The following is a 13322-nucleotide window of genomic DNA, read 5'->3' as shown; positions in this document are numbered from 1 at the left end:
TTCTTTTCTATGATTTCTTTCTGAGACGATTCTCCAGAAAGAAATTCATGAACTGCGGAAAGTTTCAATTCAACTGAGTAACTCTGATTCTGGGATCTATCTTCTAGACCTTCTATTCCATGATGTTTCAGACGATGTATCCATCGCTTTATGGTTATACTATCAACGTTATATTTATCGGCAACAGATCGCTGGCTTGATTCTCCTTGCTCAAACTCATGGATAATTGCCAACTTTTCTGCACTGCTATATCGACTCTTTTTAGGCATGAAAATACTCCCCTTTCGGTAACAGGTTTTATTATTTCTCCTGTCTACCTATTGGGGAGCATATCAGAACCTTGCGGCTAATTTTTTTTGTCCTGATAGTATAGTTCCTGGATAGCTCGGCGTAGCCGTGTTTTCTTTAGTCTACCAGAATTTATAACGCAATTCTATTGACATAAGAACGACTAAGGCTTCTGCCGGCGTCCTAAAGGACTTGGCACAAGCCAAGTCTTTTCTTATGATTTTTAGAGTGTTGTTGGGAGCTAGAGTATAAAACCTCCAGGCCGTGGCAATAATGCTTGTGTGGGGCAAGTAGTTTTAGTAGCTTAGAAAAACTGGGGAGGTAACAACATGATTGTCAATAAAGTCGAGATATGTGGTGTAAATACGGCAAAGCTCCCGGTGCTTTCTGCCACTAAAATGCGTGAGTTGTTCGAGGTAATGCAAGCTGGTGAAAAAGCGGTCCGCGAACAGCTGATTTATAGTAATCTACGTTTAGTGCTCAGTGTAATCCAGCGGTTTAACAATCGAGGCGAATATGTAGATGACTTATTTCAAGTCGGCTGTATTGGACTAATGAAAGCAATTGACAACTTCGACTTAGCGCAAAATGTTAAGTTTTCCACCTATGCGGTACCTATGATCATTGGGGAGATCCGGCGGTATTTAAGAGATAATAATCCCATCAGGGTGAGCCGATCAATGAGGGATATTGCTTATAAAGCGTTGCAAGTGAGGGATTCGCTGGTTAGTCGATTTTCGCGGGAACCGTCTATTAATGAGATTGCGGATGAGCTTAAAGTACCACGGGAAGAAATAATCTTTGCGCTTGATGCTATCCAAGAACCAATATCATTATTTGAGCCCATCTATCATGATGGTGGCGATCCCATTTTTGTCATGGATCAAATCAGTGATGATAAGAACCTTGACTTAAGCTGGCTCGAGGGAGTGGCTATCAAAGAAGCCTTGCGTAAGCTAAGCGACCGTGAGAAACATATCCTTACCCTCAGATTTTTTGAAGGCAAAACTCAGATGGAAGTAGCAGAAGAAATTGGTATATCCCAAGCGCAAGTGTCCCGACTAGAGAAAGCGGCACTAGGTCATATGCGCAAATATATATAAAAGAGTCAGATACAATGCTCGGGAGGCAGTAAAAATGAGGAGAAATTTATCACTCTGGATTAAACTGCTGGTGTTAACAGTAGTATTCTGTTTCGTTGCTGGCGGTTGGAGTCTCCTGCTTTGTCAGGAAGAAAAAGAGCTGTCTATGACGCCTAGTCGCGGCGATTATGTTAGACTGCATATTCTGGCTAACAGTGACAGCACCGAAGATCAGCAGCTTAAATTAAAAGTGCGCGATGCCGTTATTACCTATCTGACCCCTTACGTTAAAAACGTGAGCGGTGCTCAGGAAGCTAAAGAAATCATAAGCAGGCACCAAGAGAACATTGTTATGGTAGCTAGAAAAACACTAGGTGAAAACGGTGCAGATTATCCGGTAGCTGTACAGATGGGTACGTTTGATTTTCCTGTTCGCGAATATGGCAGTTTGGTACTACCTGCCGGCGATTATCAGGCAGTTCGTATTCTATTGGGTCAGGCAGCCGGACAAAATTGGTGGTGTGTACTATTTCCGCCACTATGTTTCATTAATGGAGCAAACACTGCGCTAGCTCCGCTGAGCTCTCCTAAAGAAGCTGACAAGCAGAATCCTTCTATTCCTCAAGTCCGTTGGAAAGTAGCCGAATTATTTAATAAATAATTTATTTTGGCACACATTTAGCCCTTGTCCTTCATATAATTATTGTAGAATCTAGATGCTACATATTTATGAGAGAGTGTCCAGGCAGAGGAGGGGGATAGATGTTAAAAACCAGCGATTTGAAATTAAAAGAAGTGATTAATGTAATTGATGGCAAACGTATGGGCAATATAACTGATATAGAAATTGATGTTGAAACTGGCCGACTTACTGCGATTGTTGTGCCAGGTATAGGAAAGTTTTTAGGACTCTTTGGACGTAACGAAGATGTAGTTATTCCATGGGATAAAATTAGCAAAATAGGCATGGATGTAATTTTAGTGGAAGCTGGCAATTTTGGCGAGCTTAAACATGATTAATGAAAAAAAATCTCTAACCTTGTTATAAGGTTAGAGATTTTTTTGTAGAATTTTCTCCCACAAGCAGGAGAAAATACAACATATGGCGTATATTTAATATTTAGATACAATATATAGTATGGATGTCTGCTGAGCTATAAATAGTATATCATACTTAGCAGAGTAATCAAGGGGTGGGTAAATTGCGCTGTCCATTTTGCGGGGTGGCTGACAGCAAAGTGATTGATTCAAGATCATCTGACGAAGGGAATTCTATCAGGCGCCGCCGAGAGTGTTCGAGCTGCTCCCGACGTTTTACTACCTATGAGGTAGTGGAAGAAATACCGTTAATGGTTATTAAGAAAGACGGACGTCGCGAGATGTTTGACCGAGGAAAGTTGCTTGGGGGGATCGTAAGAGCATGTGAAAAACGGCCAGTGCCTGTTGATGTTATTGAGATAGCTGTTAGCAAAATTGAAAAAGCGATTCGCAACAAAATTGAGCGGGAGGTATCTACCCATCAAATTGGCGAGGCCGTAATGCAGCAGCTAAAAGAGATTGATCAGGTGGCATACGTACGGTTTGCCTCAGTCTATCGACAATTTGCCGATATTAATAACTTTATGCAAGAACTTGAGCTGCTTATGAAATCACAGCATAAAGAGTAAGCTGAATATGGGGGAAATTTAATGTTTTCTAAGATAAAGAAACGTGATGGCCGGGAGCTATCTTTTGATGAAAGTAAAATAACAGAAGCTATTTATAAAGCCGCTAAAGCAGTAGGCGGTGCTGACCGACAGTTGGCGCTGGAACTTACGCTTGAGGTATTAAAATTTTTAAAGCAAAAGTATAATGGTGGTTTATTTAGTGTTGAGGATGTACAGGATGCTGTAGAAAAGGTATTGATTGAAACAGGCCATGCCAAAACAGCTAAAGCGTATATTCTGCATCGGGACAAGCGCACACGGATGAGGGAAGCAAAATCAGATCTTATGGATGCTGTTGGTGAGATTTTGGTAGAAACCAGCCGTGAGAATGCTAATGTTTCTAATTCGCCGTCTGCCAAGATGCTGCAAATCGCCAGTGCTGCCAGTAAATCTTTCTATTTAAACCGTCTTATCCCAGAAAAATTTGCACAAGCCCATGTTAAAGGCGATTATCATATTCATGATTTGGATTTCTATGGAAAAACGCTAACATGTGTTCAGATACCGCTAGGGAAACTACTACATAGTGGATTTAATAATGGTCATGGTTTTATTCGGCCGCCTAAACGTCCTGCTTCAGCGACTGCTCTTGCTGCCATTATCTTACAGAGTTCGCAAAATGATATGCACGGCGGTCAGTCTTTTGCTTTTTTTGACCGTGACATGGCGAAATTTATGGAAAAGGCTAGCAATGAAGAAGTATATCAGGCCATGGAGGCACTGATTTATAATTTAAACAGTATGCATTCTCGGGCAGGCGCGCAGGTACCTTTTTCTAGTCTCAATGTAGGTACCGATACTTCCCCTGCTGGGCGGATTGTCACTAAGAACTTGTTACTAGCCTACGAAAAAGGTTTAGGGCGCGGAGAAAATCCGATCTTCCCTAATATCATTTTCCGGCTTCAAGAAGGGGTTAATTTTAACCCTGGTGATCCTAATTATGATTTGTTTAAATTGGCAATTCGTGTTTCAGCCCAACGCCTTAATCCTACCTTTAGTTTTATGGATTCGTCATTTAATAAGGAGTACGGAGATCAGGTCGGTTATATGGGGTGCCGCACCAGAGTAATGTCAAATCGCTGCGGTCCGGAAGTGACTGATGGACGTGGTAATTTGAGCTTTACTACGATCAATTTGCCGAGACTAGCGATTAAGGCTGAGCGTAATTTTATGAAGTTTTATCAGAGTCTGGCAAAGTTTATTGATCTAACCTGCGAACAGCTGTACCATCGCTATCAAGTTCAGGCTAAGCTAAAGGTTCGTGATATGCCGTTCTTGATGGGGCAGGGACTTTATATAGACTCGGATAACCTAAAGCCTAATGATTATATCGAAGATGTTATCAAACATGGCTCTCTTTCTGTGGGTTTTATTGGGTTGGCTGAGACACTGACTGCCTTAGCTGGCTATCACCATGGTGAAAATGAAGATGCACAAATCATGGGTGAAGAGATTGTCGCTTTCATGCGTGATAAGCTTGATAGGGCGGCTGAACATTATGATTTGAACTATACGCTATTAGCCACGCCTGCCGAAGGTCTGTCAGGACGATTTGTTAAAATGGATCGTCGTGAGTACGGTATTATTCCTGGAGTTACTGATAAAGAATACTACACCAATTCTTTCCATATCCCTGTTAACTACCCTGTAAGCGTTTTTGACAAAATCCGTATTGAAGGCGTGTATCATAAGTATGCCAATGCCGGACACATAAGCTATGTTGAATTTGGTGCACCGCCAGTTAATAACTTGGGGGCTTTAGAAGAAATTATCCGCTATATGCGCAAATGTGATTTTGGCTATGCCGGTTTTAACTATCCGGTTGATTTCTGCGAAGGCTGCGGCCATCTCGGGGTAATTGACACAGATGAATGCCCTTCATGCGGTACTACTAGTGTTCGCCGCGTTCGTCGCATTACTGGCTATTTGAGCACAGTTGACCGGTTTAACGATGCTAAGTTAAATGAGTTAACTCAGCGTGTGAGACATATCTAAGGTAGGGAACAAGTATGGAAATTAGACTTGCAGGGATAACTGAAGAAAGTATTGTAGATGGACCTGGATTGAGATTGGTGGTTTTCACCCAAGGATGTCCGCATCAATGTAAAGGATGCCATAACCCTGACACCCATGATATAAATGGTGGGTATACTGCTGATATTGAAGGCCTTTTTCGTTATATTGAGGGAATTTCCGCCCGTAACAAATTGTTAAGAGGGGTAACTTTTTCGGGCGGTGAACCATTTCTTCAAGCTGGACCTTTGGCTTATCTAGGCAAACAGCTAAAAATCCTAGGCCTCGATATTGTTTCGTATAGTGGGTTTACCTTTGAGCAACTGGTAGCTATGGCAGTAAAGCGTAAGGACATAGGACAACTCCTTAAACAGACTGATATTTTAATTGACGGCTTATACAGCCATGCGGAACGTGATTTGGGATTGGCGTTTCGCGGTTCCCGCAACCAGCGTCTGGTTGACATCGCAGCAACGTTGACTGCTGAGCGGATCGTACTATGGGAAGAGGTTTCTTATAAACTTTGGGCATAGGAATATTCGCTATAATTTTAGTTAAATCTTTGTATACTATTGTAATGTTACCAGTAACAGGCTTATCGGTAGACATTACAAGTGGATGTGATAAAAAATGTCTTGGAATCTGAAAGAACGTCTGCAAAAAATTGTAGCTGCTGAGCAAGGAACACTCGCCTTCGCACCTGGTTCTCGCCATCCTATGGCACTTGTTTACCCGAATACCTATCATGTTGGGATGTCTAATCTTGGACTGCATATTATGTATGAACAAATAAATAGCCGAGGCGATACTGCCTGTGAACGCCTATTTTTGCCTGACAAAAAAACGATGGACGAGTATATCAGAACCAACACACCGCTGTTAACATTGGAAAACCAGTTGCCATTATATGAATTTCCACTGATTGCATTTGCTGTTTCATTTGAGATGGATTATTTTAATCTGCTCACCATGCTTAAGACCGGCAAAGTTCCGGTAAAGGCTGCTGATCGGGGAGAGGGTGATCCCCTGGTAATTATTGGTGGACCGTGCGCTACCTTTAACCCGGAACCATTAGCTGATTTTGTTGATGTTTGTATAATCGGCGAAGGTGAAGAGGTAATCCAGGATTTTTTAGATAGCTACTATGATAGTCAGCGGCGTGGTTTGTCAAGAAACGAACTCCTGCTGCGCCTGGCCCAAATTGAAGGAATCTATGTACCTCGATTTTATCAACCTGTATACGGCAGTGATGGTATTATCCAATGTTATGAACGACACTTAAAGGTGCCGGATAGGGTAAGCCGCCGCTATGTTAAAGACTTGGGGCGATATCCTGGTCAAACGGTCATTATCACATCTGATACTGAGTTTAAGGACATGTACTTAATAGAGGTTGCTAGAGGCTGTGGCAGACATTGCCGGTTTTGCATGGCAGGTTATTGTTTCCGTAATCCACGGGTAAGGTCATTGTCACAAATTGCTGAAGGGGTAGAGAAAGCCAAGCTGCTTCGGGCAAAAGTCGGCTTAATGGGGGCTGCCATTTCTGATTATCCTGAAATCGATAAGCTATGCCAAATGATTTTAAATCAGGGGCTTACCATGTCGGTTGCATCGCTGAGAGCAGATTCTTTAACGCCGGTATTGGTTGAATCTCTGGCTGCTAGTGGGCACAAAACCATCACGCTGGCCCCGGAAGCAGGCAGTGAGCGGATGCGGAAAGTTATTAATAAGCAAATCAGTGATGAACATATATATCAAGCAATAGCCGCAGCAGTGACAGCAGGTATTCCACATGTCAGGTTATATATCATGGTTGGCTTGCCGGGGGAAACTACGCAAGATATTGAAGCCATTGTCGAGATGGCTAAAAATAGCAAAAAACACATGGAAGCTTTGGGTAGTAGGGGTACACTGACACTAAGCATTAATCCCTTTATTCCTAAGCCCTTTACTCCATTCCAATGGCTGCCTATGGCATCTATAGCGGAGGTGTCTGCTAGATTAAAATATATTCAGAGCGCCCTAAAACCAATAAAAGGGATAGAGGCGTTGGTTGAACAGCCTAAGGAGGCATATATTCAAAGCGTGTTGGCTCGGGGTGACCGTCGGCTTGGGGAAGTGTTGTCTACAGCTATGAACGGCGGAGGCCAGAAGGGGTGGAAGCAGGCTCTCAAAATTCATAAAGTCGACGAAGATTTCTATTTATATCGTAGTAGAAATGATGATGAAGTTTTGCCATGGCATAATTTGAGTATGGGATTCGCTCCAGAATACCTTTTGTCCGAATACCGGCAATCACAGGCAGAAGAATACACCCCGCCATGCGTGACGGGGTGTAAGCGATGCGGGGTGTGCCAGTAGTTAGTTTTATCACGATTTTGTAATAGTTTTTAGTACATCATCAAGTTCGCTGTCAATTAAAAGGGTGAACTTAGTTAGAATGTTATCCATAAACCCTGATTTAGACTCAGCTTCTTTAGGCTGGGTTATTTTTTTTCCAATTATATAATCACCTTTACTCACATCAAAAGCTTTCATATCGGCGGAAACATCAAGGGGATGAAGGGTAAGGAGGAGGACATAGGCTACATCGTTTGTTTGACCAAAGTTCTTGAGTTTACCAAGATCAGCGGTGTTAAAGTCGTCAATACCTGACTTTTTTAAATCTTTTAAAACACTATTTCCTGATAGTACCATTCCATCCATCATAACTAGGCTAAACTTGGCTTGAATTAGACGATTTATACCTGACTCTAAGAAATCAACTCCCAAGATATCTCTGCTGGTAGTATCAATATGTACAGCAACTGCCACATAAGGGCTAGGGCTTAGTAAACTTTGTCCGGCAAAACAGACATTTGTCCAAAGTAATAAAAGAGAGAGACAAACAATAACTTGTTTCTTCAATATAGGTACGCCTCCTAGCATAAATATTCTTAAATAATTGTAAGCGGGAAAGTAAAAATCTGCAACTATTAATCGCGAATTTTGGTGAATATTGCAAAATAATAGTTGCTAATGTCGAAACAAACAAGTATAATAATAACGGTTATCCGCAGGCTATACATTAACTAACTACATACTGTTTGGCAAACCTGCTGAAAGGCCGGGACGCAAAACTATGGGTCTAAGAACACCTAGCGTGTTTACGATTGCCAGGTCGCCTTCTCTAAGAGAAGATAGCTGAAGTGCCCAGGCTATGCCCTGGGTTTTTTAATTTGCTTTATAATATAAAAACGTGGGAGGAAGAAATGAAAAACGAAGTACGGTTTACTATTGGGAGAAAAATTCTAGCAGTGTTTCTTTTCATAGCAATTGCTTTTAGCGGGTTATGCGGGTATACTTTTTTTCAATTGAATGAAATTGAAGGCAGTTATGACGGTTTGATTTCAAGGAGCGCGCCGCTTGTGTTCGAAGTCAAGGACCTTACCATTGAACTTAGGAATCAAGGTTATTATGCAAGGGGTTATTTACTGTCAGGAGATAAAACCTATGTTAACGAGCTCCAAGCTTCCAAACAAAAAATGGAACTGCTTTTTAGCAGCCTGGAAAAAAAACTTATAACTCCCGAAGGCAAACAAAAAGTGTCTGAATTGAAAAAGGCTGTGAGTAAATATCAAGAAGCTACAGAGAAGACTATTCAGATTAGAGGCGAAAAGGGTATAGCGGAATCGCTGGCTTATATGAGTACTGCTGGAGCGAGTAGTCGTGATGCAGAGCAACAGATGAACGATCTGGTTGTTTTCCTTAGTGAACGAATGAATTTGCGCGTAGAGCAGACCCATAAGACAGAGAATCAGATTGAAATGATCATAATTATTTTAGATATTACAATTGTAGTTTTAGCTGTGGGCATAGCGCTGTGGCTTTCACGAAGCATTGCCAGACCAATCAACACAGTATTGTCTGCTGCTAATAAAATAGCAGATGGGGATCTGAGACGTCATGACCTGCAATATCGGGGAAATGATGAAATCGGCGATTTAATAACAGCCTTTAACCGTATGGAAGATAACTTGCGAGAGCTCATTAGTCAAACCTCTGAGGCATCCGGACATGTTGCTTCATCTTCAATGAATTTAACCGAAGCTGCCGAGCAGTCTGCTCAGGCAGCAGTGCAGGTTGCTCAAGCCATTACTCAAGTTGCAATGGGCGCTGAGATGCAGGTTAAAGCGGTAAACGAGGCTGTTGATGTAGTTGAAGAAATGTCGGGAAATATTACTCAGGTTGCTGCCAACGCCAATGAAGTTTCCGAAGTTTCTATGAAAGCAGCAGTCACCGCTAAAACCGGTGAACAAGCCATAGAGAAAGCTGTACAGCAAATGGGCGGTGCAGAGAAAACGGTTGCTAATTCTGCAGAAGTGATAGCAGAATTAGGCGTACGATCCAAAGAGATAGGACAAATTGTAGAAACGATCTCAGGGATTGCCGGGCAAACTAATCTGCTTGCACTGAATGCGGCTATTGAAGCGGCTCGGGCGGGTGAGCAAGGACGGGGTTTCGCCGTTGTTGCTGATGAGGTTCGGAAACTAGCCGAGCAGTCTCAAGATGCAGCAAAGAGAATATCGGAAATGATTGCCGGAATTCAAAGTGACACTGATAAAGCAGTCCTGGTAATGAATAAAGGCAAACAGGAAGTGGAAGCAGGTGCCATATTGGTTCAAAACGCCGGAGTAGCATTTAAAGAGATTAGAGATGCGGTAGAATTGGTATCGGCGCAAGTAGGGGGAATTTCCGAATCAATTCAGCAGTTATCTGGTGGCAGTCAGCAAATCATTGGATCAGTCCAAGAGATAGAAGTGGTGAGCAAAGAGGCAGCATCTCAATCTCAGTCAGTATCTGCTGCCACAGAGGAGCAGTCGGCTTCTATGGAAGAAATCGCAGCATCAAGTCATGCATTGCGTCAGATGGCCGGTCAGTTAACGGAAACTGTTAGTCGGTTTAAACTCTCATAATGGCTATGGCCCGAATAAGTATAAACTATAGTAAAATCCCGCCTGCTTGCAGGCGGGATTTTACTATAGTTTGTATTATGCTCAGAAATAAGAATACAATATCTGCAGGATATTATAGCCTTATATCTTAATCAAAATTTTTTCAAGCAACACCATTTTTTCTTGCTCGCCAAGTGCTGTTGGTTTTAGAGTAACCATTTTCCAAACCTTCTTTTTCAGCGCTGCTACCTGGGACTATCTCTATAACCTGTACGCAACCAGTAGCATCCATCAGCCCATATTTAAAGCCAAAAGTTAGGTCATTTTTCTTTTCAATTATCGGTTGCTGGGGAAGCGGACGGCGGGTAGGGGGGGCAAATCCTTTTATCAAAAAGGACCACCTGGCCAGACAGCCTTTGATAAGAGTAAAGCTTTTGCGAAATTTTCAACTCATAATGCTTCACAGCCTTAATACATATTATTTACCTCCACCAAACACCACATAAAACATAAATAAAAAAACTATGACAAACCCAATTCATCGCCCGTGAAGGCTCTGGCTGCTGTTCAGCCTGGATGCGCTTGCGGGCTTTAATGCGTTCGAGTTCTTCTTCATAAATATGTTGCTTTTGCTCTCGGGTTAACGGCATATAAGTCACCTCTGTCTCAAGCCTCCTGGGCCTATCTTCGAATGTAGTAGGTTATATAATATTAATAAAATGAGATATTAACACCTTTTTACGGTTTGCAAACCTTACAAGGCATATAGCCAGCATTGACAGCCTCATCTCGACTACTAAAATATATTCTGTGATCATCTTGTATTCGCTGTGCACGGTTGCAATCGGTGTAGTGGAATTTTCCAGTAGTACTGGCTCCAATGTAAGCGGTTGAAGACGGAGAGAAGTGGTTATGGTTACAGTCATCAAGCGCAACTGCACCAACGGCGGCTGTCATGCCAAGGAGTAAGGTTAAGGTAAGAAGAAGAGCGGTTAGTCGTTTGGTCATGGTTGAGCCTCTTTGTTAATGTATATTTGTAATTATGATTTCATTTGAAACATCTTGCTTTCTTCACATATTCTTTTCTCGCACGTTTAACGAATTCCGCAGATGTCTCTACCGATTCATCTTTATGTGCGAAATTAGCGACAAGGCAAGCTTGCTTTTTCTCATAGACAAGATTTGTCGCAGTAGTTGCTAGATTTAAAGCATCTTTTCTAGTTAGCCCAATACTTTCAAAAGTCGGCCGTAATTCTGCAGCCATTTGTCGAGAACCGGTTCCTTCGATTATTCCTTTTTTTATGCGCTGTTCAATATCTAACAAAATACCGCTATCGATATTAATAAATCGCTCATCGATGCTCAGTGCCTCCAACCAAACTTGACCCCATACAGCATCTGTTGATTGATGATCAGCTCCGTCATCGAAAGAAGTTATGGGTTGTTGGAGTTGTTTCTTTGGTGCATCAGGGCGAGTAGGTCTAGCAAATAACTTTTTGATAAAATTAAACACATCGAAGCCTCCTTAAATAAAACGTATGTTCGACAAAATTCTACAAATAAAACACGGCTTACCTAATTGCCGCGTATATTGCTGTGACTATTGCTGCGTATAATATCTACCTACTTGCGTTTGTATTGGGATTTTGCATCCCAATACATAACTTCGACAAGTTTTTTTAGGCGTTGTCGATCTTCTTGCGTGGCAATTTGGCCGTTGAGGGTGTAGTCTTCCTGCTCAATGATTTTTAATAAGTCCTTGGGCTTTTTTTGTTCTGTAGCGTTGGTTCTTGGAGTGGGATCGTCAGTAAAACCAAGTAAATAGTCACTGCTAGTATTAAAGTATCCTGCTAACTTTTCAAGCACGTTTGTACGGGGGACTTTTCCATTGTTTTCCCAGTGGGAGACTGCTTGCTTCTTATATCCAAACATTGAAGCAAGGTCTTCTTGGCTTATTCCCTTTTCTTCACGAAATGCTTTAATTCGTGTTGCAAAGCTTTTATTGCCGAGTTTCTCCATAGACATCACCTACCAATCTATTAATAGTATAGTAAACTTTTAATTTACTTTCTACGTCAAATAAAAGGTTTCAAAAAACAAGCAGATTTTGCAAGGGAAAGAGCGGAAAAGCAGCTTCTTTGTGAATTAGTTAAAGAAATAGCCGACTTTCCTGGATGCTAAATGGTTGAATTTTCAACCTGAAAGTATACTATTAACATTAACCACCGAATTAAGTTATTGCGTAAAATATCACTCCTTGCTAAATCAAGCTAGTTTATGTTCTAGTTGATAACTAGAATATATACGATAAGGAGACCAAGCCATAGGAGGCAGCGGCTATGGGAATGGGAGTAAACGTAAAAAGCCAGAGCTCTGCTTAATACAGTCGCTCTGGCCTAGGGAGTTGCGCACTCCAGTAAAATTATAGTGAAATCAATGGAGTGTAATTAATCCGCCATATCTTTAAGAAACTCTTCGAATGCTTCTCGATGTTTTTGCTCATTGGTCATAGCCTCTGAAATAAGGGACTTGTTGATGTGTTCGCGGGTTAACCCATTATCACCAGCACTCATGGCGTATTCACTCATATACGATTCCATCTCAGTTTTTTTGCGCATTAAATCACCTCCCTAGAATTAGTTTCCCCGGATCAGAAGATTAAATGAAACTAACGACGATGATCGGGCGCTGACTTTCGATGTGGATGCCAAAAAGATGTAAAAAAAGATAAATTTTTCTCAAAATAAGTTTCAACTGTGATCACTAGAGTTAGGAAAATAACGAAGACTAGCAACGTTATTGCTATCCCAGTAATCATTGCTTGCACCTCCTCATTTAACTAATTCTGTTACCCTTATTATACAATAATTGTTATTTTTTCAATATTCAGATATATATTTGGGACGCGCTCCCTTTTCTTGCGAAAAAGACGACGAGAGCTGATTGCACCGTCTTGGGGGTGCTTAGTAGGTTTAAATATTCTTTAACTTGACAGCTATTCCTAAAAAGGGAATTGTTATTTTTTTATAGAATTAACCCCTTAAGGGGGTTGGTATAATGAAATGTATGATTTGTGATAAAGATATGCCCTTTGACTGTACATGCTCAGATATGGGAAAACGAATCCAACTTGTTAGAGATGCCAAACAAATGGCTATTTCCGAAGAATTTTTTAAAGAGTTTTCAAAAAGAAAACTTGGAGTAGATATAGATAAATAGTATAGGTAAGTACTTCCTTTTGCCGAAGAATGTAGAATTAGTAAGGGGATACGGAGTTTCGAACGAATTAAGAGTATGAT

Annotated in this window: 17 protein-coding genes and 1 riboswitch; of the genes, 9 read left to right on the top strand and 8 right to left on the bottom strand. The window is 41.4% G+C overall.

What is annotated here, in order from left to right:
* Nucleotides 1-269 (bottom strand): helix-turn-helix domain-containing protein (locus B9A22_RS09610; protein ID WP_139796215.1); only part of this gene is annotated, 269 nt, incomplete at its 3' end.
* A 348-nt stretch (nucleotides 270-617) separates the two neighbouring features.
* On the opposite strand from B9A22_RS09610, the gene sigG reads away from it, so the two are divergent.
* The 7 genes from sigG (at nucleotide 618) to B9A22_RS09575 (ending at nucleotide 7450) form a co-directional block, all read left to right on the top strand.
* Nucleotides 618-1391, top strand: a complete 774-nt coding sequence (sigG, locus tag B9A22_RS09605; RefSeq protein ID WP_084575499.1) for an RNA polymerase sporulation sigma factor SigG — start codon at nucleotides 618-620, stop codon at nucleotides 1389-1391.
* A gap of 34 nt (nucleotides 1392-1425) precedes the next feature.
* Nucleotides 1426-2031 carry a stage II sporulation protein R gene (gene spoIIR / locus B9A22_RS09600; protein WP_084575498.1) on the top strand — a complete coding sequence of 202 codons (606 nt, stop codon included), beginning with the start codon at nucleotides 1426-1428 and terminating at the stop codon, nucleotides 2029-2031.
* 101 nt (nucleotides 2032-2132) lie between these two features.
* Complete coding sequence (locus tag B9A22_RS09595) at nucleotides 2133-2390, top strand: YlmC/YmxH family sporulation protein (protein ID WP_084575497.1); 258 nt, start codon at nucleotides 2133-2135, stop codon at nucleotides 2388-2390.
* Nucleotides 2391-2572: 182 nt separating this feature from the next.
* Nucleotides 2573-3037 (top strand): transcriptional regulator NrdR, encoded by a 465-nt coding sequence (gene nrdR, locus B9A22_RS09590; protein ID WP_084575496.1) that lies wholly within the window; start codon nucleotides 2573-2575, stop codon nucleotides 3035-3037.
* 21 nt (nucleotides 3038-3058) lie between these two features.
* The gene (gene nrdD / locus B9A22_RS09585; RefSeq protein ID WP_084575495.1) at nucleotides 3059-5071 is read left to right on the top strand and encodes an anaerobic ribonucleoside-triphosphate reductase; all 2013 of its coding nucleotides are present in this window, start codon (nucleotides 3059-3061) and stop codon (nucleotides 5069-5071) included.
* Between the two features lie 14 nt (nucleotides 5072-5085).
* Nucleotides 5086-5622: a 4Fe-4S single cluster domain-containing protein gene (locus B9A22_RS09580; RefSeq protein ID WP_084575494.1), complete on the top strand. Its 537-nt coding sequence runs from the start codon at nucleotides 5086-5088 to the stop codon at nucleotides 5620-5622.
* Nucleotides 5623-5719: 97 nt separating this feature from the next.
* Entirely contained in the window at nucleotides 5720-7450 is a 1731-nt protein-coding gene (locus B9A22_RS09575) for a TIGR03960 family B12-binding radical SAM protein (protein ID WP_084575493.1), read from the top strand.
* A 9-nt stretch (nucleotides 7451-7459) separates the two neighbouring features.
* On the opposite strand, the gene B9A22_RS09570 is transcribed toward B9A22_RS09575, so the two are convergent.
* Nucleotides 7460-7996 carry a hypothetical protein gene (locus B9A22_RS09570; protein ID WP_084575492.1) on the bottom strand — a complete coding sequence of 179 codons (537 nt, stop codon included), beginning with the start codon at nucleotides 7994-7996 and terminating at the stop codon, nucleotides 7460-7462.
* A 171-nt stretch (nucleotides 7997-8167) separates the two neighbouring features.
* A riboswitch (cyclic di-GMP riboswitch) is annotated at nucleotides 8168-8257 on the top strand.
* 83 nt (nucleotides 8258-8340) lie between these two features.
* On the opposite strand from B9A22_RS09570, the gene B9A22_RS09565 reads away from it, so the two are divergent.
* Entirely contained in the window at nucleotides 8341-10044 is a 1704-nt protein-coding gene (locus tag B9A22_RS09565) for a HAMP domain-containing methyl-accepting chemotaxis protein (RefSeq protein WP_084575491.1), read from the top strand.
* A gap of 142 nt (nucleotides 10045-10186) precedes the next feature.
* Here B9A22_RS09565 and B9A22_RS09560 read toward each other — a convergent pair whose 3' ends face one another.
* From B9A22_RS09560 to B9A22_RS25380, 6 genes are all read right to left on the bottom strand, one after another.
* Nucleotides 10187-10414, bottom strand: a complete 228-nt coding sequence (locus B9A22_RS09560; RefSeq protein ID WP_084575490.1) for a PDZ domain-containing protein — start codon at nucleotides 10412-10414, stop codon at nucleotides 10187-10189.
* Nucleotides 10415-10505: 91 nt separating this feature from the next.
* Nucleotides 10506-10682, bottom strand: a complete 177-nt coding sequence (locus B9A22_RS25385) for a hypothetical protein (RefSeq protein WP_176215462.1) — start codon at nucleotides 10680-10682, stop codon at nucleotides 10506-10508.
* A 79-nt stretch (nucleotides 10683-10761) separates the two neighbouring features.
* The gene (locus B9A22_RS09555) at nucleotides 10762-11031 is read right to left on the bottom strand and encodes an Ada metal-binding domain-containing protein (protein WP_084575489.1); all 270 of its coding nucleotides are present in this window, start codon (nucleotides 11029-11031) and stop codon (nucleotides 10762-10764) included.
* Nucleotides 11032-11071: 40 nt separating this feature from the next.
* Complete coding sequence (locus tag B9A22_RS09550; RefSeq protein ID WP_084575488.1) at nucleotides 11072-11536, bottom strand: hypothetical protein; 465 nt, start codon at nucleotides 11534-11536, stop codon at nucleotides 11072-11074.
* A gap of 110 nt (nucleotides 11537-11646) precedes the next feature.
* Nucleotides 11647-12042, bottom strand: coding sequence for a helix-turn-helix domain-containing protein (locus B9A22_RS09545; RefSeq protein ID WP_176215461.1), 396 nt, complete (start codon nucleotides 12040-12042; stop codon nucleotides 11647-11649).
* 428 nt (nucleotides 12043-12470) lie between these two features.
* Nucleotides 12471-12641, bottom strand: coding sequence for a hypothetical protein (locus B9A22_RS25380; RefSeq protein ID WP_176215460.1), 171 nt, complete (start codon nucleotides 12639-12641; stop codon nucleotides 12471-12473).
* Nucleotides 12642-13080: 439 nt separating this feature from the next.
* Here B9A22_RS25380 and B9A22_RS25375 point away from each other — a divergent pair, with 439 nt between their 5' ends.
* Nucleotides 13081-13242 (top strand): hypothetical protein, encoded by a 162-nt coding sequence (locus B9A22_RS25375; RefSeq protein WP_176215459.1) that lies wholly within the window; start codon nucleotides 13081-13083, stop codon nucleotides 13240-13242.
* The last annotated feature ends 80 nt before the right edge of the window (nucleotides 13243-13322 follow it).

The organism is Sporomusa malonica, assembly GCF_900176355.1.
Taxonomy (GTDB): Bacteria; Bacillota; Negativicutes; order Sporomusales; family Sporomusaceae; genus Sporomusa; species Sporomusa malonica.
The sequence above is the reverse complement of the archived record's forward strand: the minus strand, read 5'-3'. Positions and strand labels throughout refer to the sequence as shown.